Origin of the sequence: Alteromonas mediterranea DE, assembly GCF_000020585.3 — a bacterium.
Lineage (GTDB): Bacteria > Pseudomonadota > Gammaproteobacteria > Enterobacterales > Alteromonadaceae > Alteromonas > Alteromonas mediterranea.
On the sequence record NC_011138.3, the window covers coordinates 2,912,645 to 2,932,411 of the forward strand.

The following is a 19,767-nucleotide window of genomic DNA, read 5'->3' on the forward strand; positions in this document are numbered from 1 at the left end:
ACCTAGCTTCTATGTCGTTTCACATCTGCATTACACGTTTAATGCCCTTCAATGCGGAAGATCACGGTACTTAAACAGAGGGATTCATAGTTTACTATGACCAGGCTCATCACGGAAAACGCCATCTACGTTACGTTTTAGTCACTTATGATAATACCTAAGGTATTATTATCTATCCGCAAGTGATTGAAATACCAGTAGACAAAAGCATAAAAAAACACCGCAACGAAGTGCGGTGTTTTTTTAAGTTCAAATAGGCTTTATGGGGTATCAGACTACTTGTTTAACCCTTAATTCTTTCGGTACAGCAAACTCTACGTTTTCTTCACGCCCTGAACGCTCAGAAGCTGAAACAGCCCCCCACGCTTTAAGCTTGTTTACCACACCCTGCACCAATACTTCGGGGGCAGATGCGCCAGCGGTAACGCCAATATGTTCAATACCTTCTAGCCACTCTTGCTGTATACAGTCGGCATCAGCGATTAAGTAAGCCTTCGCACCAATTTTTTCCGCTAACTCTCGAAGGCGGTTGGAATTAGAGCTGTTCTGTGCGCCAACCACTAACAGTACCTGACAGTCTTGCGCTAAATCGCGCACCGCGTCTTGGCGATTCTGCGTGGCATAGCAAATATCATCTTTTCTCGGGCCATTGATTTTTGGAAACTTAGCGCGAAGGGCGTCGATAACATCGGCAGTATCATCAACAGATAACGTAGTTTGGCTGCAATAATAAAGGTTCGTTGGGTCTTTAACTTCCAATGTTGCCACATCAGCCTCAGACTCTACTAAATAAATACCGCCTTCGTCATTACTGTATTGGCCCATAGTCCCCTCTACTTCGGGGTGACCGGCGTGACCAATTAAGATACATTCAGTACCTGTTTTACTAGCGCGGGTTACTTCCATATGCACTTTTGTGACTAATGGACAGGTTGCGTCAAACACCTTAAGGCCGCGATTTTCCGCTTCCTTTCTAACCGCTTGCGACACGCCGTGGGCAGAGAAAATCACAATGCTATCGTCTGGCACTTCATGAAGCTCATCCACAAACAGCGCGCCGCGCTCACGTAATCCGTCTACTACGAATTTATTGTGCACAACTTCGTGGCGCACATAGATGGGCGGCTCAAACATTTCAAGCGCCCGTTCTACAATAGTGATAGCTCTGTCTACGCCCGCACAGAAACCACGAGGGTTAGCTAAATGTATCTGCATAACTAGTTTCCACCTTGAGCTGAAGCGCCAGGTTTAACATCAATAATTTCAACATCAAAAATAACGGTTTGGCCCGCTAACGGGTGGTTAAAATCAACCGTTACAGAGTCGCCCGCTGCACTTCGAATGATACCTGGAATTTCGGTGCCATCAGGCTGAGAAAAAGCTAAAATCATACCTTCCTCAACGTTTAAATCAGCGCCAAAACGACTTCTATCCATGTAGTGAATATTATTAGGATCGGGTTGACCAAACGCGTCTTGAGGGCCTAACGTGAAAGCCTTTTTGTCGCCTTTCGCAAGACCAAGTAGACACGCCTCAAAATTTGGCGTTAGGCTACCGTCACCCATCACCATTTTGGCGGGTTTATTGTTTACGCGCGTACTATCAGCGGCAGAACCATCTTCTAGCTTCAAATCAAAGTGAAGAATGACTTCGCTGTCAGCGCCAATTACTAATGAGTCTGTCATAACCTATCCAAATACTACTTAATGGTTTCGCTACTATTTGCAGAGCCTGCTTTTGACTCCGCACCGTTTTCTTCACTTTTCTTGTCGCCATTTTTAAACATGTCGATAATAAGTAAAGCCGCGCCTATAAATATTGCGCTGTCGGCAATGTTAAATGCTGGCCAGTGGTAATTATTTACGTAGAAATCTAAAAAGTCGATGACATAGCCATGAACTAGACGGTCGTAAACGTTACCTAGTGCTCCACCTAAAATAAAGGCAAAGGCAACCGGCAGCATTTTTTGCGAGCGAGGTGACTGCTTAAGCCACCACAAAATCACTACACTTACCACAACAGCAATGGCAGTGAAGAACCAACGCTGCCAGCCACCCGCATTTTCTAGAAAGCTAAATGCGGCACCGTAGTTATGAACATACGTGAAGTTAAAAAACGGTAACACTTGAATCGACTGATAAAGCGACATAGTGTCGATGACCGTATATTTGCTCCATTGGTCTAGGATAAACGCTAACGCGCTTATCCATAGAAATCGCAATCCAGTTTCGCGAAAAAGCTTAAGCATAATGACGCGTTTCCCCGTCACCATCAATGTTCGTCACACAGCGGCCACACAGTTCTTCGTGTCCTTCGTGTGAACCAACATCTTCGCGATGATGCCAGCAACGTACGCATTTTTCGCCGTTTGCCTTATTTACAGTTAACCACAAACCGTCGACGCTTGTCGCTTTAGCACCAATTGGCGCGCTATCTACTTTAGTCAGCGTTACGCCTGATGTAATAAGCACAAAGCGAAGCTCGTCTTCTAGTTTGTTCAATACGTCGTGTAGCGACTCTGTTGCATAGAGCTCAATACTCGCTTCCAGAGAGCCACCTAGCTCACCATCTTTACGTGCCTGTTCCATCGCCTGGTTTGCCGCGTCTTTTACGCTTAGTACTTGATGCCAAAGGTTATCGTTAAATGTCTCACTTTGGGTGAAACCGTTAAGACCTTCATACCAGGTTTCAGTAAACACAAACTCGCTGCGCTCACCCGGTAACGTTTCCCAGATTTCCTGTGCAGTGAAGCTCATTACCGGCGCCATCCAGCGAACAAGCGCTTCAACAATATGGTACATCGCCGTTTGACAAGAGCGCCGTGCAAGACCATCAGCTTTAGCGGTGTATTGACGATCTTTAATAACGTCTAAATAGAATGAGCCCAGCTCAATTGAGCAGAAGTGCATAAGCTTTTGCGACACAACGAGCAAATCGTACTTTTCGTATGCTTCAATCAGCTCTTCTTGTAGCGCCTTGGCACGGGCAACAATCCAGCGATCCAGTGCTACCATCTCGTTTTCTGCTACCGCATCTTCAACGTTGAAGCCATTGAGGTTTGCAAGAAGGAATCGTGACGTGTTGCGTACACGGCGATACGCATCTGCGGCCCGCTTTAGAATTTCATCCGATACCGCTATTTCACCGCGGTAATCAGTCGACGCAACCCATAAACGAAGAATATCAGCACCTAGTTTGTTGGTAACTTCCTGAGGGGCTACAACGTTACCTACCGATTTCGACATTTTTCTGCCGTGCGCATCTACCGTAAAGCCGTGGGTTAACACTTCTTTATATGGCGCGTGACCGTGCATGGCGGTTGACGACATCAATGATGACATGAACCAGCCACGGTGTTGGTCTGAACCTTCAAGGTATAAGTCAGCAGAAGCCGGAATGTCATCGCGGCGGTCTACGACAAAGTAGTGTGTTACGCCTGAGTCAAACCACACATCTAAGGTGTCGGTAACTTTGTCGTAGTTATCTAAATCACTGCCTAGTAGCTCGGCGTCATCTAAATCCCACCACGCTTGAATACCTTTAGATTCTACTTCAAGCGCCACTTTTTCCATTAACGCTGAAGACTCTGGGTGAATTTCGCCGGTAAGTTTATGAACGTACAAAGGAATGGGGACACCCCACGTACGTTGGCGTGAAATACACCAATCAGGACGACCTTCGACCATTTTTTCAATGCGGTTTTGGCCCCAGTCTGGGATCCATTTCGTTTGTTTGATTTGTTCAAGAGATTCAGCGCGTAGCCCTTTCTTGTCCATGCTGATAAACCACTGAGGGGTAGCGCGGAAAATAATAGGCGTTTTGTGGCGCCAGCAGTGTGGGTAGCTGTGCTCGTATTTTACGTTTAATACAAGGTTACCCTTTTCTTTCACCGTCTCAATAATTTCATCGTTAGCTTTAAATACAAACTTGCCTGCGAATAACGGGGTGTTTTCAAGGTACACACCATTGTTACCTACCGGATTATAAACTTCGATATCGTATTGCTTGCCAACGTTGAAGTCGTCAACACCGTGGGCAGGTGCGGTGTGTACACAGCCAGTACCTGATTCAGTGGTGACGTGGTCGCCTAGAATCAGTGGTACTTCAAGGTCTAAGAACGGGTGATTAACTTTAAGCTTATCAAGTGCTTCACCGGTACAGGTTGCCACTTCACGGAAATCTTCTACGCCGTAACGGTTCATACAACTTTCAAGCAGGTCTTGCGCTACTACCAACCATTCGTTTGATGGCTGCACTTCAACAATTGCGTAGGTAAGTTCAGGGTGTAAGCTAATTGCACGGTTTGCAGGTAGCGTCCACGGCGTGGTAGTCCAAATAACAACGCCAGCTTTGTGAGCGGTTAAATCAGCTTCAGACACGCCAAACGCTTCTGCAATAGCCGCCACATCAGCCACTGGGAACTTAACGTCGATTGCCGGTGATACTTTATCTTTGTATTCAACTTCTGCCTCAGCAAGTGCAGAGCCGCAATCAGTACACCAATGTACTGGCTTAAAGCCTTTCTCTAAGTGACCAGAGTCAACAATTTTACCTAGCGCTCGAATAATATCGGCTTCAGACTTGAAGTCCATGGTTTTGTAAGGGTTATCCCACTCACCAAATACGCCTAAGCGTTTGAAGTCAGCCATTTGACCGTCAATTTGCTTTTGTGCATATTCGCGACACTTTTGGCGAAATTCAGCCGCAGTAACTTTCTTACCTGGCTTACCTACTTTCTTTTCTACCATCAATTCGATTGGCAGACCGTGACAGTCCCACCCTGGAACGTACGGAGAATCGAAGTCGGAAAGGTTTTTCGACTTTACAATAATGTCTTTAAGAATTTTGTTAACCGCGTGACCAATGTGAATATCGCCATTAGCATAAGGAGGACCATCGTGAAGAATAAATGGCTTTTTGCCTTTTTTCGCTTCACGAATTTTGCTGTATACCCCTTTTTCCTGCCAGTCTTTAAGCATTTTCGGCTCGCGCTGAGCAAGGTTACCGCGCATCGGAAACGCAGTTTCTGGGAGGTTCAGTGTGGCTTTGTAATCACTCATAAAATTGTATTATCCGGTTACCTTAGTTTTCACCCAATGCGGTAGCGCATTGTAAAGGCGATATTCATTTTGCGATGTTTATTTGCAATATTGCGTTGTTCTGGCAGAGGCAAGAGCAACTTAACGTGTTTTAGCACAGTGATGATGTTGAGCGGCTACTTCAATAAGAGACGAAGCTCTGTTTGAAAAATGAACCCAATACGCGCCATTACGGTCTGCGACTTTATCACGTTTAACTATGCTAATAACAGACGGGCTTTCGCCGCATCTGCTTGAATTTGGTCTTTTAATGCCTCAAACGAAGCAAATTTAATTTCATCTCTAATTTTTGCCATCGGAAAGACAGTAATTGGTTTTCCATATAAGTCAGATGACAAATCGAAAATATGTACTTCCAGCTGATTTCTGACACCGTTTAGCGTCGGGCGAGTGCCAATGTTGGCAACCCCATTAAAGTGTTTTCCATCCACATCAACGCGCACCGCGAATACTCCGTGAATTGGCGTTTTTTGACGCTTTAACATTACATTAGCCGTTGGAAACCCAATAGTACGACCCTTTTTCTCGCCGTGAACTACCCTGCCATGAATAGCAAAGGGGCGGCCTAACATTTCTGTTGCCAGCCCAAAGTCGCCGTCAGCGAGCGCCTCGCGCACCGCTGTCGAGCTTATACGGTGAGCATGCATGGTAAAGCTATGGGTACTCACAACGTCGAAACCGTATTGTTCGCCAGCAGCTTGAAGCATTTTAAAGTCGCCTTTGCGACCATGCCCAAAGCGGAAATCGTCACCTACAACTAAAAATTTTACGCCCAGTTTGTCCACCAGCAAATCGTGAACAAAGGTGTCCGCACTTTGTTGAGCAAACTGAGCGTTAAATCGAACCGCCAGTAGCCTATCCACGCCCTGCTGTCGCAATAATTCATATTTTTCACGAAGTGGACTGATGCGCGCGGGCGCTTTATCAGGCATGAACACTTCTTCAGGCTGTGGTTCAAACACCATAACGGTGGCAGGAAGCGAAAGCGACTTTGCCTTTTCAAGCACATTGGCCAGTACAGCTTGATGACCACGGTGTACGCCGTCGAACTTGCCAATAGTGAGCACGCACCCTTTGTGATGCGGTTTTACATTGTNNAGCCCGCGGATAAATTCCACTGTTAGCCACTACCTTTTTAACTGCTAGAAAATCAAAGCTCGCGATTATAGCCGACCCCGAGCACAATACCAAGCACGCGCGCGCTATTCGCGCGGCCAGCTTGAAGGGCTATTCCCCGCCACTCCTAAAGTGCCGCGGGCGCATCCCCAGCCCCACCATCGTTATCATAAACAACAACACCGAGAGTCCAATGGTTATCCCTACCTCTACCATTTGTGCAGAAAGGGATAAATCAAAGAAGGCTAAGCCTTGGTCTCTGTAATAAATAAGCGCCCCCATCGCGGTGCTTGCAACAATAACGCGTGCTATAAATAACACCGACGTGCGACTTAGCGCAAACACCCCTTGGCGATGTAACGTAATGTAAAGCAGTACAGCATTGAGTGTAGCCGACATACTGGTAGCGATAGCCAAGCCTACGTATCCAAAAGGTATGGCCAAAACCACATTGAACACCATATTCGCTACCATGCACCAAATGCCAAATTTTACCGGTGTTTTGGTGTCTTGACGGGAGTAAAAACCAGGCGCTAAGACTTTTACCAACATGAAGCTAAGTAAACCAAAAGAGTAAGCCGTTAGCGAATAGGACGCCATGATGGCAGTCTCTGCAGTGAATGCACCACGCTGAAAAATAACCGTTAAAATAGGGCGTGCCATTACGCCTAAGCCTACAGCTGCCGGTATGCCTAATAGGCACACCATACGAAATGCCCAATCAATATTGGCTGCGAAAGCTTTGGGGTTTTTGCTTACATGGTTTCGCGACAACGTTGGTAGGATTACCGTTGCAATGGCAATACCAAACAAGCCTAATGGAAACTCTAGTAGCCGGTCTGAATAGTACAACCAGCTTATGGACCCCGTAACAAGAAAGCTGGCAATAAAGGTATCAAATAATAAATTGATTTGACCAACCGACACGCCAAATAGCGCTGGGATCATTAACGTGCGTACCTTTACAACATTTTCATCATGCCAGCCCCATTTGGGCTTTACCAAAAGCCCCGCTTTAAATAAAAACGGAAGTTGAAAAAGGAACTGCACGATACCACCGATAAATACCCCCCACGCTAAGGCGTAAGCAGGCTGTTCTAAAGTAGGCGCTAACAGTATTGCGCTGGTGATAATACATACGTTAAGGAGAACTGGCGTAAAGGCGGCAACGGCAAATTTATTCAGTGTATTTAAAATTGCCCCGGCCAGTCCGGTTAGTGAGATAAACGCTAAATAAGGAAAGGTAATTTTCAGCATGGTCGAGGCCAAGACAAACTTATCCCCTCCCGCGTCACCCTCAAGCCACGCCACAAACCACCCTGTGCCGAACAGGGCCGCAAGGACGGGCGAGGCAATAACACCTATAATAGACACCACGAATACAATAGCGCCCAAAGTGCCACTTATTTTAGCCACGAATTCGCGAAGCTGTTTTTTATCGTCGTTTTCGTGAACCTCGGTTAATACCGGAATAAACGCTTGTGCAAATGCGCCTTCAGCGAAAAGACGACGCAGAAAATTGGGGATTTTATTGGCAAAGAAAAATACGTCTGCTGCTGCCCCATCGCCCATTAAGCGAGCAACGACAACGTCGCGCACTAAACCTAACACGCGAGAGACCAAGGTCATAACGCTAACTATAAGACCTGATTTAATTAACTTCCGTGACACGCCACATTTCCACTAGATAGATAAAAGACAAGGCATTTTTTTTGCAAAAGCCATCGCTGTAAAAGTATTGCCCTGCTACCCCGCCCCTAGGACGCTGCTACCGAGCAGACCAAAGGGAACGAGGTCTAACGCCTCTATTAAGCGAGCCATAATAGCGAAAGGCCATGACTGGTGAAACGATTTATTCAAAATAGTTGTGCATCTTTGTGAAGTTTCTTGCTATAATCCGCGCCCGATATGGGGTGCTGTATAACTGCATATCTAACGTTTTTAATGTTTGCAAAGGATATCTATTAAGATATACCTGTAAAATGTCGCAAAGAATGTGCAACGTGTTGAGCATACTTTGTGTTCAATAGCTTGCGCGTTTTAACGCGAAACGATTTAAGTTTTAAACCGTTTGACATTTGGGCGTTTGATAGGCACAATCCGCACCCTCGTTTTTGACATGAATTTATTTTGGGAGTTACACCTTGGCTAACATTAAGTCTGCTAAGAAGCGTGCAATCCAAGCCGAAAAGCGTCGCCAGCATAACGCTAGCCGTCGTTCGATGACTCGTACAAGCATCAAGAAAGTAATCGCTGCAATTGCTAGCGGTGACAAAGAAGCTGCACAAGCTGCACTTTCTGCTGCTACTCCAGTACTTGACAGAATGGCTACTAAAGGCTTGATTCACAAGAACAAAGCTGCTCGTCATAAGAGCCGTCTAGCTGCACAAATCAAAGCACTAGGCTAATCTTAAAGATTAGTAGTTAAAAAAGCGCCCTACGGCGCTTTTTTTGTACCTGTAATCAAATAAAGGTTTATTTATTGTTTTAGAATAAACTTTAGACTTACAAGTATAAAGCCCGCCATTAGGCGAGCTCTACCACAAGGTAAAAGGTCTTTCCGCTGTGTTCGCACTTTAAGCTATACGCTATCAGCTCATCTTCCTTATTGAGCTTGCCGGAGCGATACGCATGATCCAGTGAAGAATTGCCCAAGGCCAGCTTGGCACAAAAGCGTTCGCCTTCTCTTTATTAATTGCATTGACCATAGCGCGACAGCCCACATCGGTATCAACAATAAACGGCACCTTTTCAACTTTTTCATTTATTTCGCTGCGAATAAAGCCAGGATGAATGCAGGTGACGTTAATCGGCGTATTCATTACATCCATTCGAATACCTTCAGTCATAGACGTTAGTCCTGCCNTTTGTAGCNTGCGTAAACGGTCATAGCACGTCTAAANCCCGCGGACAGCGCTTATAGATGAAATCGTTACTAGATGACCACTATTTTGTGCTCTAAAGATGGCCATAGCCGCCTCGCATTGCGCGAGCGCCGACACAAAGTTAGTTACCGCGGTTTGCTTATTGGCGTTAAAATACCCTGTACCAATTGAGGCTCCCTTCCCCATCCCTGCATTCACGATGACTCTATCGAGTGTTCCCATGTCTGCTTTGAATGCGTCGAACACTTCAAAAACCGCATCGTGATCATTTACATCAAGCGAGCGAATATACACGTCAATGTTTGGGTTAACTGAAAGTAATTCTTCTTTCAGTTTTTCTAAGTTCTCAAAGCGTCTTGCGCATAGCGCTAAGTTACATCCTTGTTTGGCAAACTCAATCGCCATTCCCTTGCCTAAGCCGGAACTCGCGCCCGTGATCAGAATATTGCGTCTTGTTGTCATTATCGTTTTCCTGATGCTTTAATGGCCTTATTACAACGCCGCATTAAGTAATGAATGAAGATCCAAAAATTTTTAAAAGCTGGATTATTGGTTTGCTTGTGGTGATAGCGATAGTAAATTTGCTGGGCAATGCCGGCTAGGCGGAAAAGCCCGTAAACCTCATAAAAGGTAAAATCATCTACATCTATCTCCATTTCTTTACAATAATACGCCACCACTTGCTTACGACTTAGCATGCCGGGTAAATGCGTGGGCTGCCTACGGGTAGACTGGGCTAAAAAGTCGTCGTCGGCTTGTACCCAATAGGCCAGGGTGTTACCCAAGTCCATAAGTGGGTCGCCCAAGGTTGCTAGCTCCCAATCCAACACGCCCATAATTTGTGTATAGTTATCAGGCTTTAACACCACATTATCGAACCGGAAATCGTTGTGAGTAATACATATGCGTTCTTGGTCAGGCATGTTGTTCTCTAGCCAACGCATAATCTTTTTACCCGAGGGTACATTCCAGGTTTTTGCTTTACTATAGCGCTCGCTCCATCCGCTTATTTGACGCTCTATGTACCCTGCACCTTTCCCCAAGTGCTCAAGCCCCGCTTTTTTATAATCAACTTTATGAAGTTCAATTAAACTATCAAGTACATTAGTGCAAAGCTGCTTGGTTTGCTGATCTGTTGTCTCTAAACCTCTGGGTAAGTTCTTTCTGGGAATCACGCCAGTAAACTTTTCCATTACGTAGAACTCAGTGCCTAATATGCTTTCATCTTCACAAAGCCCAAGCATCTCTGGCACATAACGGTAGACGGGTTTTAGCGCATGCTGCAACCGGTATTCCCGGCCCATATCGTGAGCCCCTTTCGCCTTTGTACCCGCCGGAGCCCTGCGCAAGATTAGCGAGAATTGTTGGTAATTGTCTTGGCTACTCTCTTGGTTGTCACCTTGGTAGTCTAAGCAGTATGTCCAATTGGAAGCGCCACCGGAATACTGGGTTACTTTAGGCAGAGTATTGCTACTTCGAATAGCGACAGACAACGATGGATCGGTTGCGCTAATATTATCTTTAAGCCAGCTGTGTACGGCACTGACGTCTAGTTCTTCGCCCTCGCGCACGCTGTCTGCTTTATCTACGACGTGTTGTTGCATATGTCATTCTTCTTTTAATTATATTTTAAAACACTTATTCCCAACGAAGCTATTTAAGCGCCTATTTAAAAGCCTTATAAGAACCGGCTTCTGCTTTTACCCTGTTTTTGCGCAAGTTCAAATGAGCATGCCCAAAGAGTTCGGCGATAGTGTGTAGGGCAAAAAGATGTTAATTTAAAAATTAGTTCTGCTTTTCCATTGACCGTTTCATCGTCTTGGTTTGATTGAGCATATTGCTTATATAACGCTGGGTGGGTAACAGCTTTTTCAGCAGGAAAGCGCGTTTACCTAATTTGTGAGTAAGAATTAGGAACTGCTTTTTACTAACTTGTTGGTAAATGGACTCGGCTACGTCTTCCTTCGTCATATCAGCCTTGGCAAAAAACTTATTGATCATCTTGTGCGAGGCCAGATTATTGCTTCGCATCGACTCATCGAGATTCGTTTTAAAGAAGCTGGGACAAACCACACTAACATTAATATTGTCGGGGGCTAGCTCCAACTTCATGGTTTCTGAAAACGATACCACAGCGGCTTTCACCGCGTTGTAACTTCCCATGTAAGGAATAGGCGTTAACCCCGCTTGCGATGCGATATTAATAAAGTAGCCACCGCCTTGTTTGCGCATTATCGGTAAGAGTGCACGACTTACTCTTACCATACCGAGTACGTTAATATCGAAAACCCATTGCCACTGGTCTATGGTTTCATCTAAGAGGCTACCGCCAGTAGCAACGCCAGCATTATTAAACACAGTGTCAATGCCGCCCCAGCGCGCTTCAATAGTTTGAGCCAGCGTCTCAACATCACTATCAGAGGTGATATCACAATACACATAGAAGGCTTTTGCACCTTGTGTAGTAAGCGTATTTACTGTTTCATCGCCCCTTTCTTGATTGATGTCAGCAATGCAAATTTCTATACCCCCTTCTTTACCTTTCCACTTTTCCGCCCACTTAAAAGCAATGGCCTGGCCTAAGCCGGTGGCGCCACCGGTAATCAATACGCGCATGGTATGTTTCCTACTTGTTCTGGTTTCATTATTCTTATTCAGTTGTTCTTTTTTTTCACTGTACTTGGCGCATGTAAACAGAGCGCCTTATCAGTCCAGTCATACCGACTCTGTCTTGTGTAAAGCTCCTAATTCTTGACCGTTTCGCATTGTTCGCTTTGCCCACACGGCTAATAAGGCGGGGCCAATATACATAGCGATACCATAAACGCCTGGCGCAATTGCATAGTCAGGCGCATCTAAAAAGGTTATGCATATCAGCATAGCAAGGGCAGCATTTTGAACTCCTATCTCAATTGCCAAGGTAAGTGAGTCTTTGAACACCAGTTTTGATGACTTAGCTAATAAAAGCCCTAGCAACACCGAAGNAAGATTAAGCGTTACGCAAACCAAAAACGCGCTTTCAAGCGACGACGCTAAGCTATGTCTTTCAGAAAGCAATACGCCAACGATCATGAGCAACATAAAGTACATGGAAAACTGTCGAAAGAAGTTCTCAGTCTTCATTGCAAACGGCGTATTAAAGCGACGAATTGTCATTCCAATAATAACCGGTAAGATTGAAACGCCAACCAGGCCAGTCACGGTTTGAAATATAGAAAACTCGGGGGCATTTTCTTTTACAAAGTAATCGATAGTAAATTGAATAATAAATGGCGTGGTGAACACGCAAGCAATGGTTGAAATTGCGGTTAGGCTAACTGAAAGGGCTAGGTTGGCTTTTGCAATATGGCTGATTAAATTACTGGTGGTACCGCCAGGACACGCAGCTAAAACCATTACGCCAACAGCAATATAGTCGGGCACTCCAAACGCAATACATAAACCTAAAGCTAGCAAAGGCAACAAGATAATTTGACCTATAAAGCCGGTTACGACCGCCTTAGGCGCTTTAATCAATCGGGCAAAGTCAGCAAGGGTTAGGGTTAGCCCCATGCCAAACATCACAAATGCCAACGCTAGAGGTAACAACACCTCGGTAAGTACAGATGCCTGCATGCACACGCCCCTTACAAAAGAAACCTAACATATTAACAACATTTGAGCCAGTGTACGCTGCTTAATAATAAATAAAAATGATGCCTTATTATGGAAACCCATAAATATTATGCATGGAAAACTAGATCTCAATTTGTTCGTTGTGCTACGTGCAGTCTATGATCACGACAGCATTACCAAAGCCACCACTGCACTACATAATACTCAGCCCGCAATAAGCCTTGCATTTGAAGTGTCTCCCCTCCCCGTGCATTTGTATTGGCACAAACACGCCGATGACGATTTGGTGAATTTATGGATGCGAGAAAAGCTTCTAGAAGTGGCAAACAGGATGGGGTTGTAGCCCTGCTCTGTAACACAATGGTCAAGCAAGCGTCACGGTAGTGTCAATTTGCGGACCTATAGTGTCGGTCCAAGGCATCGCTTTGGGAAACCGCTATGAAAAAAACACACTATCGCACGCTTTGGCTTTCAGACATCCATTTGGGAAATCGCGACTGTAAAGCTGAGTACTTACTTTCCTTTCTAAATAGCATCACGGTAGATACATTGTATTTGGTGGGCGACATTGTCGATATGTGGCAAATGACGAAACAATTTCGCTGGCCAAAGGCGCACAATCAAGTCATGCACAAATTGATGCAAATGAGCCAGCAAGGTACACGCGTAGTGTATTTACCTGGCAATCATGATGAACCAATTCAGTCTTACTCAGGCATGGCCTTTGGTGATATTGAAATAGAACGAGAGCTGGTGCACACCACAGCGCAAGGAAAACGCTACTTGGTTTTACACGGCGATCAGTTCGATGGCGACGTTACCATGGGTAGATTTCACGCGTGGATTGGCGATAAAGGCTACGACCTTCTGCTGTTTTTAAATCGTGAATTTAACCGTTTTAGAGCTTGGCGAAAACGAGAGTATTGGTCTTTGGCTGGCTATATTAAAAAACACATTAAAGGCGCAAATGAAGCCATTGCTCGATATCGTGAAGCCTGCTGTAAACGCGCCGATGAAATGGGGCTTGATGGCGTTGTGTGCGGCCATATCCATCACCCTGAAAGCACAATGGAAAATGGTATTCATTACATCAATGATGGCGACTGGGTTGAGAACTGCAGTGCATTAGCGGAAGACGAAAACGGCGAGCTTTCACTAATTCATTACCTTGAGGTTGTCGAGTCAGCCAGCGTCACGTCGATCACAGTAAAAGACTCTTCGTCTAAAGCGGCATAGCAGAGCAGTGTTTACCGCATTGTTAGCTTGAATACTGGCGCAAAAGAAAACAGGGGCTGGTGACGCAATTACAATTTATTAACACTGTCAAATAACTGCCATTAAACTGTGTAAAAAGCGTCACATTGTATTGCTATTGTTCGCCAAAACCGAAAGAGAAAAAGGTTCTATGTTTACTGTAAATGAAGTACTGAACAAGCATTACCCTCAGGTAGCGAACAACCCCATTCTTTTTAAATCGCTATCTTTCGTATTGAGACACTTGCTCCATGAGCGTGAAATTACGGAGTTCGGTGAGACCTACCCTCATTATGAAGATATTGATTTTGTGGAGCAGGTTCTCGAGTACTTTAATATCAGCTATTCGACTCGCGACGTGGAAAAAGAACGGATTCCGAGTGAAGGGCGCGTGGTTATTATTGCTAATCACCCGATAGGCTCTCTCGATGCGTTGGCGTTGATAAAGCTTGTAAGTGAAGTACGTCACGATTTAAAAGTTGTGGCAAATGAAATGCTGATGGCCATTGAACCGCTGCACGACATGCTATTGCCAGTGAACAATATGCAAGGGGGCACACCCAAACAGCACTTATCGGCTATTCAGGCTCATTTAAACGGCGATGGTGCCATACTTATTTTTCCAGCTGGTGAAGTCTCGCGGCTGCGACCCCAGGGCGTGCGCGATACACGCTGGCACACAGGTTTTTTACGTATAGCAAGGCAAGCCAAAGCGCCGGTTTTACCGGTTTATATTGATGCCAAAAACAGCCACCTTTTTTATGGGGTGTCTATGGTATATAAACCCCTTGCTACCGCACTCTTGGTCAAAGAGATGTTTAAGCAACGCAAAAAGCACCTGCCTATGCGTATTGGAGAGCTCATTCCTTTCGAGTCTTATCAACAAACAAACATCCCGCTAAAAGAGCAAGTGAAGCTTTTTAAACGTCACTTGTACCGTATTGGCAGCAACAAAAAAGGCGTTTTCGAAACACAAGCATCAATCGCTATGCCTGAAGATAGAAAAGAACTTTCACGTGCAATACGTGAATGTGAGCACCTAGGTACCACGGGGGACGGTAAATCTATTTACTTGTATCAACATAAAAGCTGCTCACCAATTATGCGAGAAATTGGTCGCTTACGAGAAGTCGCGTTCAGAGCCGTCGGCGAAGGCACAAATAAGCGCAGAGACATCGATCATTATGACTCTCACTACTATCATTTAGTACTTTGGGATGAGAGTGATTTAGAAATTGTTGGTGCCTATCGCTTCGGGGATGCAGAACTACTGACCGCCCCAGACCACCCTACCGGCTTGTACTCGGCCACCCTATTTAATTACAGCAAAAATAACGATAAACTTTTTAAGGAAGGCTTAGAATTAGGGCGAAGCTTTGTTCAGCCTCGCTACTGGGGCAAACGCAGTTTAGATTACTTGTGGTTTGGTATTGGCGCATTTTTAAGTCGTTATCCCAAATATCGTTATCTATTTGGTGCAGTGTCACTTAGTAATGCCTATCCAGAACCAGCTAAAGACCTATTGGTACAATTTTACTCCACGTATTTTCCTGCAAAGTTTGGTGAAGCGACCTGTAAACGCCCTTATCAAATGGCTAACGATGCGCTGCACCAATTTACCGGCCATGACTATAAAGCTGAGTTTACACAGTTAAAACACCTATTGGCGAATATGGGTGTTAATGTTCCTACCCTTTATAAACAGTACTCAGAAGTAGCTAAGGACGGCGGCGTTGCGTTTTTAGGCTTTAACGTTGACCCGGATTTCAACGATTGCATTGATGGCCTAGTAGTAGTTGATATGCAGACCTTAACTGATAAAAAGCGCAAGCGCTATTTGAATGATATCCAATTAAAAGCGTCAGCCTAATGCAATAGACATGCGCGTGACAGTAAAGTGAATAAAAAGATAGGAGCGGTTAATTCCGCTCCTTTTTACGCTTTATTGATGCCGCAGTTCAAAACTAATACGCCAAGCCGCGCTTAGTTTTATTAGCTTTTATTTGCTTAAGCTAAGCAGGATATCAGTGTAGATATCTTCAAGAGTGAGTAAGTCTGACAGGTGAATATGTTCGTTTACCTGGTGAATTGTGGCATTCGGCACCCCCACCTCTACAACTTGCGTTTTTTCGCTGGCGTAGAATCGCCCGTCAGAAGTGCCACCCGAAGTACTGATTACGGGATAACGCCCTGTTGCCGCTTTAATAGCTTTTTCTACGCTAGTAATAAGACAACGTTTGGCGTTGTTATGTGGCTTACTTAAATAGGCTTCGCAAGGCCTCGAAAAACTAACTAATGCAGACATATCTACCGAACTGATGATTTGGCGAAGTAATTCAGCCAAACTACCTTGGTTGTATTGCCATGAGTAGCGTACGTTAAACTCTATTCTTACCGCACTAGGCACGATATTATCGGTAAAGCTTCCCGTGTCCATATGCGTTATTTGAAGCGTGGTACCTGGAAAGTCATCACTTCCCTCTTCGAAGGGATAGTGGGTGAGCGCATTAACGATATTGCTGGCTTTGTGGATAGCATTAACAGCCGTTTTGGGGTATGCAACGTGACCTTGTTTACCCGCAACAGTAATTGTGCCTGAGAGCGACCCTCTGCGCCCTACTTTAATAGTATCACCGGTTTGAGTAGTCGCCGAAGGCTCACCGACCAAGCACATATCAAGTTGAACATTACGTTTGGTCAAATACTCGTTTATCCATTTAGAGCCCCATTCAGCCTCTCCCTCTTCGTCACTGGTGATAAGCCACCAGTACGTCACCTCACGTTCATCTAGCGAAGCAATTGCCCGTTCGGTTGCTGCTAGCATGGCTGAAATTCCAGTCTTCATATCCGCAGCCCCTCGGCCATATAATTTATTTTGGCTTACAACAGGGCTGAAGGGAGGCGACTTCCATTTCTCAAGAGGGCCTGGCGGTACCACATCAGTATGACCACTAAACGCGAAATGTAACGGGCCACCCCCCCATTTGGCAATGAGGTTTTTAACACCATTAATCGTGTGACGCTCACAGACAAACCCGAGCTTTTCAAGCTTATACATGAGGTAACTTTGACACCCTGCGTCAACGGGCGTTATGGACTCTCTCGCCATCAAAACTTCGGCAAAATGAAGGCTACGGGCCGGTGCAGCGGTTATTGAAGGCTGAATAGACATTCGTAAATCACCTAAATGAAACTTGGGTTTATTAGACGAATTTAAGGTGACACGTTTATAACAGTTTTGAGAAGATGCAATGACAGGTACGATTGAATTTCTATACAACCACAATCACTTAGGCGTAACTAGCGCTGAACATTGAAGTATAAAGCCCTACAAGCTTTAGTATTTGTTTAACGTGCAACAGCTTGTTATAAATAGAAGAGTTGAAATAGACCTTCACTGTAAAAAAAGGCGCGGCCGTGTTAAAAATAATTGTCTTAATACCTCTAATTCTGTCTCTACTTTGGTTTGGCTACCTGCAAACCAAAAACTATACCCTTGAACAGGGCAAGCAAGGTTTTCTCTATATCTTTGTACTATCGGGGGTTATTGCAGCGTTTTATACCCTAATGCTATTTTTAACCCATTAGCAACAAGCCATAATGTAATCGAAAAAGCGAAACCTCCTCCTTTATCAAGATGACCGCGCGGGGCCTTGAAAGCATCAACCACGTAGGCGCTTCACCAAGCCCATAAAAAAGGCCAGTATCTTAAACAATACTGGCCTTTAACGTTTCTTGGTGTTATCCACACTCGTTAGTTAAGTGTGGGATAAGACTTTACAGTGCTTCAGAGATTGTTACTTCAGCGTTCGCGCGTAGTGCGTCGATGTACTGTTGATAAACTCGCTGTCCTTGCACCTGTGCTAAGCGTTGCTTCAGGCTTTCACCTAACTCGCTTTCAAGCGCTGGCGCAGGGTTTACGCCTTCTAGCATAACAACAGCAACGTCGCCATTTACGGTAGTCGCTACGTCAACCTGATCATCCCCTTCAAGGGCTAATGAGAACAGTGTGTCTACTAGTGCACGCGCTAGCGTACCGCCCGCTCGTTGCACGTTAGCAGCCGTTTCCCACTCGACCGATTTCGCTGCCAGTTCATCTTCAACGCTTTCGCCTGCACGAACTTTCTGCGCGACATCAAACGCCCAAGATTCAGCAGCTTCTTTCGATTTCTCAGCTTTCACTGATGCTTCAATACCTTCACGCACTTCATCTAGAGACTGGGTACGCTGAGGCTGGTGCTCGACAACACGTGCTACTACTACGGTCTCATCATCTAACTCAATAATGTCGCTATTAAGTCCTTCTTCAACAAGCTCTGAAGAGAAAGCAACGTCTAATAACCCGGGAGAACTTAATTCAGCAGGCGCAGTATTTCGACTGAAAAGCACTGACTCTTGAATAGGTAAATCAACTGCATTAGCCGCGTCGTCAAGCGTATCGGGAACCTCAAACGCTATTTCCGCCAACGTATTTTGAAGTTCAAAGTACTTTTCCATAGCGGCATCATAAAGAAGTGTATCGCGAATTTCGCCCGCAACTTCATCGAAGGATTTCACCTGCGCTTCTTTTACTTCAGTAAGCTTAATAATGTGGTAACCGAACTCGGTTTCAACGACGTCAGACACATCACCGACATTTTCTAAACTAAATGCGGCTTCATCGAACGCGGGGTCCATCATTTCAGGCGTTATAAAATCTAGGTCACCGCCATTTTCAGCAGAAAATGTATCGTCTGAGTTCGCTTCTGCTAACGCCGCAAAGTCAGCACCGCTATCAATCTCGGCTTTTAGCGATTCGGCTTTTGCTTTTGCTGCATCTGTGTCATCCCCTGCCTCTATAAGAATATGCGAAACACGGCGCTGCTCTTCGGTACCATAACTCCCAAGGTTGTTATCGTAATACGTACGCACTGAATCTTCATCTACAGAAACGCGGCCTTTAAGGTCTTCTACGCTAAGCTTAACGTAAGCAAGTTTAACCTGCTCCTCTGTATCAAACGACGCGATGTTATTGTTATAAAACGCTTCAATGTCCGCGTCTGTCACTTCAATAGAATCTGCAAACTCATCTGAGCTTACAAGCACATACTTGGCATTGCGTGTTTGGCGCTGAAGCGCATTGGCTTGTTCAACTTCACCATCAAGCGCAAATGATGAATTAGTTAGCGCAGCCGCCAGCTGATTCTGTGTCATTTGAGTGCGAAGGTAATCACGGAAATCTGCTACTTGGAACCCATTTTGACGAAGAATAGCTTGAAAGCGTTCATTGTCGAATTGACCACCAAACTGAAACTCTGGCATTTGAACGATGGTTTCGCGAATTTGCTCATCGCTTACGCGCAATCCCATGTTAGTGGCTTGTTGCTGAATAAGCTTTTCAGCGATAAGTCTGTCCAACACATTTTTTCTAAAATCCGCGAGGTACTGTTCACTAGAGAAAAGCTGCGCAATGCTTTCGCCGTATTGTGATTCCATTTGTGCACGTTGATTTTGATATGCACGCTCTAGTTCTTGTGCCGAAATCTCTTCGCCGTTTACGGTGGCTACTGCGGTAGTACCATTTGATGTAAGGTAACTACCCACACCTGCGAATACGAAACTCAAAACGATAAGCGCAATAATCGCCATCGCCCATGGGCCTTGAGAACCTTCTCTGATTCTTTCTAGCATGATTGTTCTTCAACTCCGTTGCTTACTACAGTTACCAGTAACCCTTCGTTTTGTCGGGTACCCAGTAAAATAAGCGCTGATTATAACCCAATGCCGCTGAATATAAACGCCAAAACGCACTATTTATG

The 19,767-nt window shown here is 45.1% G+C and carries 15 protein-coding genes and 3 pseudogenes; 6 read left to right on the top strand and 12 right to left on the bottom strand.

Annotated elements, in window-relative coordinates:
* Positions 1–270: 270 nt before the first annotated feature.
* The 6 genes from ispH to murJ all read right to left on the bottom strand — a co-directional run bounded on the left by ispH (position 271) and on the right by murJ (position 7,886).
* Positions 271–1,215 (bottom strand): 4-hydroxy-3-methylbut-2-enyl diphosphate reductase, encoded by a 945-nt coding sequence (gene ispH / locus MADE_RS12930; protein ID WP_012517498.1) that lies wholly within the window; start codon positions 1,213–1,215, stop codon positions 271–273.
* A gap of 2 nt (positions 1,216–1,217) precedes the next feature.
* Positions 1,218–1,685, bottom strand: a complete 468-nt coding sequence (gene fkpB / locus MADE_RS12935) for an FKBP-type peptidyl-prolyl cis-trans isomerase (protein WP_012517497.1) — start codon at positions 1,683–1,685, stop codon at positions 1,218–1,220.
* A gap of 14 nt (positions 1,686–1,699) precedes the next feature.
* The gene (lspA, locus tag MADE_RS12940; RefSeq protein ID WP_012517496.1) at positions 1,700–2,248 is read right to left on the bottom strand and encodes a signal peptidase II; all 549 of its coding nucleotides are present in this window, start codon (positions 2,246–2,248) and stop codon (positions 1,700–1,702) included.
* On the bottom strand, positions 2,241–5,060 hold the full coding sequence (ileS, locus tag MADE_RS12945; protein WP_012517495.1) for an isoleucine--tRNA ligase: 2,820 nt from the start codon (positions 5,058–5,060) through the stop codon (positions 2,241–2,243). The genes lspA and ileS overlap by 8 nt, the downstream gene beginning before the upstream one ends.
* Before the next feature lie 236 nt (positions 5,061–5,296).
* Entirely contained in the window at positions 5,297–6,217 is a 921-nt protein-coding gene (ribF, locus tag MADE_RS12950) for a bifunctional riboflavin kinase/FAD synthetase (protein WP_023559783.1), read from the bottom strand.
* Between the two features lie 109 nt (positions 6,218–6,326).
* Positions 6,327–7,886, bottom strand: a complete 1,560-nt coding sequence (gene murJ / locus MADE_RS12955) for a murein biosynthesis integral membrane protein MurJ (protein ID WP_020743938.1) — start codon at positions 7,884–7,886, stop codon at positions 6,327–6,329.
* A 473-nt stretch (positions 7,887–8,359) separates the two neighbouring features.
* Between murJ and rpsT the strand changes: the two genes are divergently transcribed.
* Entirely contained in the window at positions 8,360–8,623 is a 264-nt protein-coding gene (gene rpsT, locus MADE_RS12960) for a 30S ribosomal protein S20 (protein WP_012518968.1), read from the top strand.
* A gap of 183 nt (positions 8,624–8,806) precedes the next feature.
* Here rpsT and MADE_RS12965 read toward each other — a convergent pair.
* From MADE_RS12965 to MADE_RS12980, 4 genes and pseudogenes are all read right to left on the bottom strand, one after another.
* Positions 8,807–9,562: pseudogene (locus MADE_RS12965) on the bottom strand (SDR family oxidoreductase).
* Positions 9,562–10,704 (bottom strand): phosphotransferase family protein, encoded by a 1,143-nt coding sequence (locus tag MADE_RS12970; RefSeq protein ID WP_012518482.1) that lies wholly within the window; start codon positions 10,702–10,704, stop codon positions 9,562–9,564. The pseudogene MADE_RS12965 and the gene MADE_RS12970 overlap by 1 nt, the downstream one beginning before the upstream one ends.
* Before the next feature lie 181 nt (positions 10,705–10,885).
* A complete protein-coding gene (locus tag MADE_RS12975; protein ID WP_012518481.1) occupies positions 10,886–11,716 on the bottom strand; it encodes an SDR family oxidoreductase in 831 nt (276 codons plus the stop codon).
* Between the two features lie 99 nt (positions 11,717–11,815).
* The gene (locus MADE_RS12980; protein WP_023559784.1) at positions 11,816–12,715 is read right to left on the bottom strand and encodes a bile acid:sodium symporter family protein; all 900 of its coding nucleotides are present in this window, start codon (positions 12,713–12,715) and stop codon (positions 11,816–11,818) included.
* A gap of 109 nt (positions 12,716–12,824) precedes the next feature.
* Between MADE_RS12980 and MADE_RS21220 the strand changes: the two are divergent.
* From MADE_RS21220 to olsF, 4 genes and pseudogenes are all read left to right on the top strand, one after another.
* Positions 12,825–12,941: pseudogene (locus MADE_RS21220) on the top strand (helix-turn-helix domain-containing protein); the annotation flags it as partial.
* Positions 12,933–13,058, top strand: a pseudogene (locus MADE_RS21125) (LysR family transcriptional regulator); the annotation flags it as partial. The pseudogenes MADE_RS21220 and MADE_RS21125, both read left to right, overlap by 9 nt.
* Before the next feature lie 95 nt (positions 13,059–13,153).
* The gene (locus MADE_RS12990; RefSeq protein ID WP_012518582.1) at positions 13,154–13,951 is read left to right on the top strand and encodes a UDP-2,3-diacylglucosamine diphosphatase; all 798 of its coding nucleotides are present in this window, start codon (positions 13,154–13,156) and stop codon (positions 13,949–13,951) included.
* A gap of 169 nt (positions 13,952–14,120) precedes the next feature.
* On the top strand, positions 14,121–15,839 hold the full coding sequence (olsF, locus tag MADE_RS12995; protein WP_041912907.1) for a bifunctional ornithine lipid synthase OlsF: 1,719 nt from the start codon (positions 14,121–14,123) through the stop codon (positions 15,837–15,839).
* A gap of 129 nt (positions 15,840–15,968) precedes the next feature.
* Here the strand turns inward: olsF and dapE are convergent, their stop codons facing one another.
* Positions 15,969–17,141, bottom strand: a complete 1,173-nt coding sequence (gene dapE / locus MADE_RS13000) for a succinyl-diaminopimelate desuccinylase (protein ID WP_012518580.1) — start codon at positions 17,139–17,141, stop codon at positions 15,969–15,971.
* 245 nt (positions 17,142–17,386) lie between these two features.
* Between dapE and MADE_RS20695 the strand changes: the two genes are divergently transcribed.
* Complete coding sequence (locus tag MADE_RS20695; RefSeq protein WP_012518976.1) at positions 17,387–17,557, top strand: hypothetical protein; 171 nt, start codon at positions 17,387–17,389, stop codon at positions 17,555–17,557.
* A 189-nt stretch (positions 17,558–17,746) separates the two neighbouring features.
* Here MADE_RS20695 and MADE_RS13010 read toward each other — a convergent pair whose 3' ends face one another.
* Positions 17,747–19,639, bottom strand: a complete 1,893-nt coding sequence (locus MADE_RS13010) for a SurA N-terminal domain-containing protein (protein ID WP_023559785.1) — start codon at positions 19,637–19,639, stop codon at positions 17,747–17,749.
* Positions 19,640–19,767: the final 128 nt, after the last annotated feature.

Excerpts from the sequence above, each read along its gene's own strand:
- MADE_RS12975 (WP_012518481.1), bottom strand. The coding sequence starts at position 11,716 with ATGCGCGTATTGATTACCGGTGGCGCCACCGGCTTAGGCCAGGCCATT.
- MADE_RS13010 (WP_023559785.1), bottom strand. The coding sequence starts at position 19,639 with ATGCTAGAAAGAATCAGAGAAGGTTCTCAAGGCCCATGGGCGATGGCG.
- lspA (WP_012517496.1), bottom strand. The coding sequence starts at position 2,248 with ATGCTTAAGCTTTTTCGCGAAACTGGATTGCGATTTCTATGGATAAGC.
- MADE_RS12990 (WP_012518582.1), top strand. The coding sequence starts at position 13,154 with ATGAAAAAAACACACTATCGCACGCTTTGGCTTTCAGACATCCATTTG.
- olsF (WP_041912907.1), top strand. The coding sequence starts at position 14,121 with ATGTTTACTGTAAATGAAGTACTGAACAAGCATTACCCTCAGGTAGCG.
- fkpB (WP_012517497.1), bottom strand. The coding sequence starts at position 1,685 with ATGACAGACTCATTAGTAATTGGCGCTGACAGCGAAGTCATTCTTCAC.
- ileS (WP_012517495.1), bottom strand. The coding sequence starts at position 5,060 with ATGAGTGATTACAAAGCCACACTGAACCTCCCAGAAACTGCGTTTCCG.
- ispH (WP_012517498.1), bottom strand. The coding sequence starts at position 1,215 with ATGCAGATACATTTAGCTAACCCTCGTGGTTTCTGTGCGGGCGTAGAC.
- MADE_RS12970 (WP_012518482.1), bottom strand. The coding sequence starts at position 10,704 with ATGCAACAACACGTCGTAGATAAAGCAGACAGCGTGCGCGAGGGCGAA.
- dapE (WP_012518580.1), bottom strand. The coding sequence starts at position 17,141 with ATGTCTATTCAGCCTTCAATAACCGCTGCACCGGCCCGTAGCCTTCAT.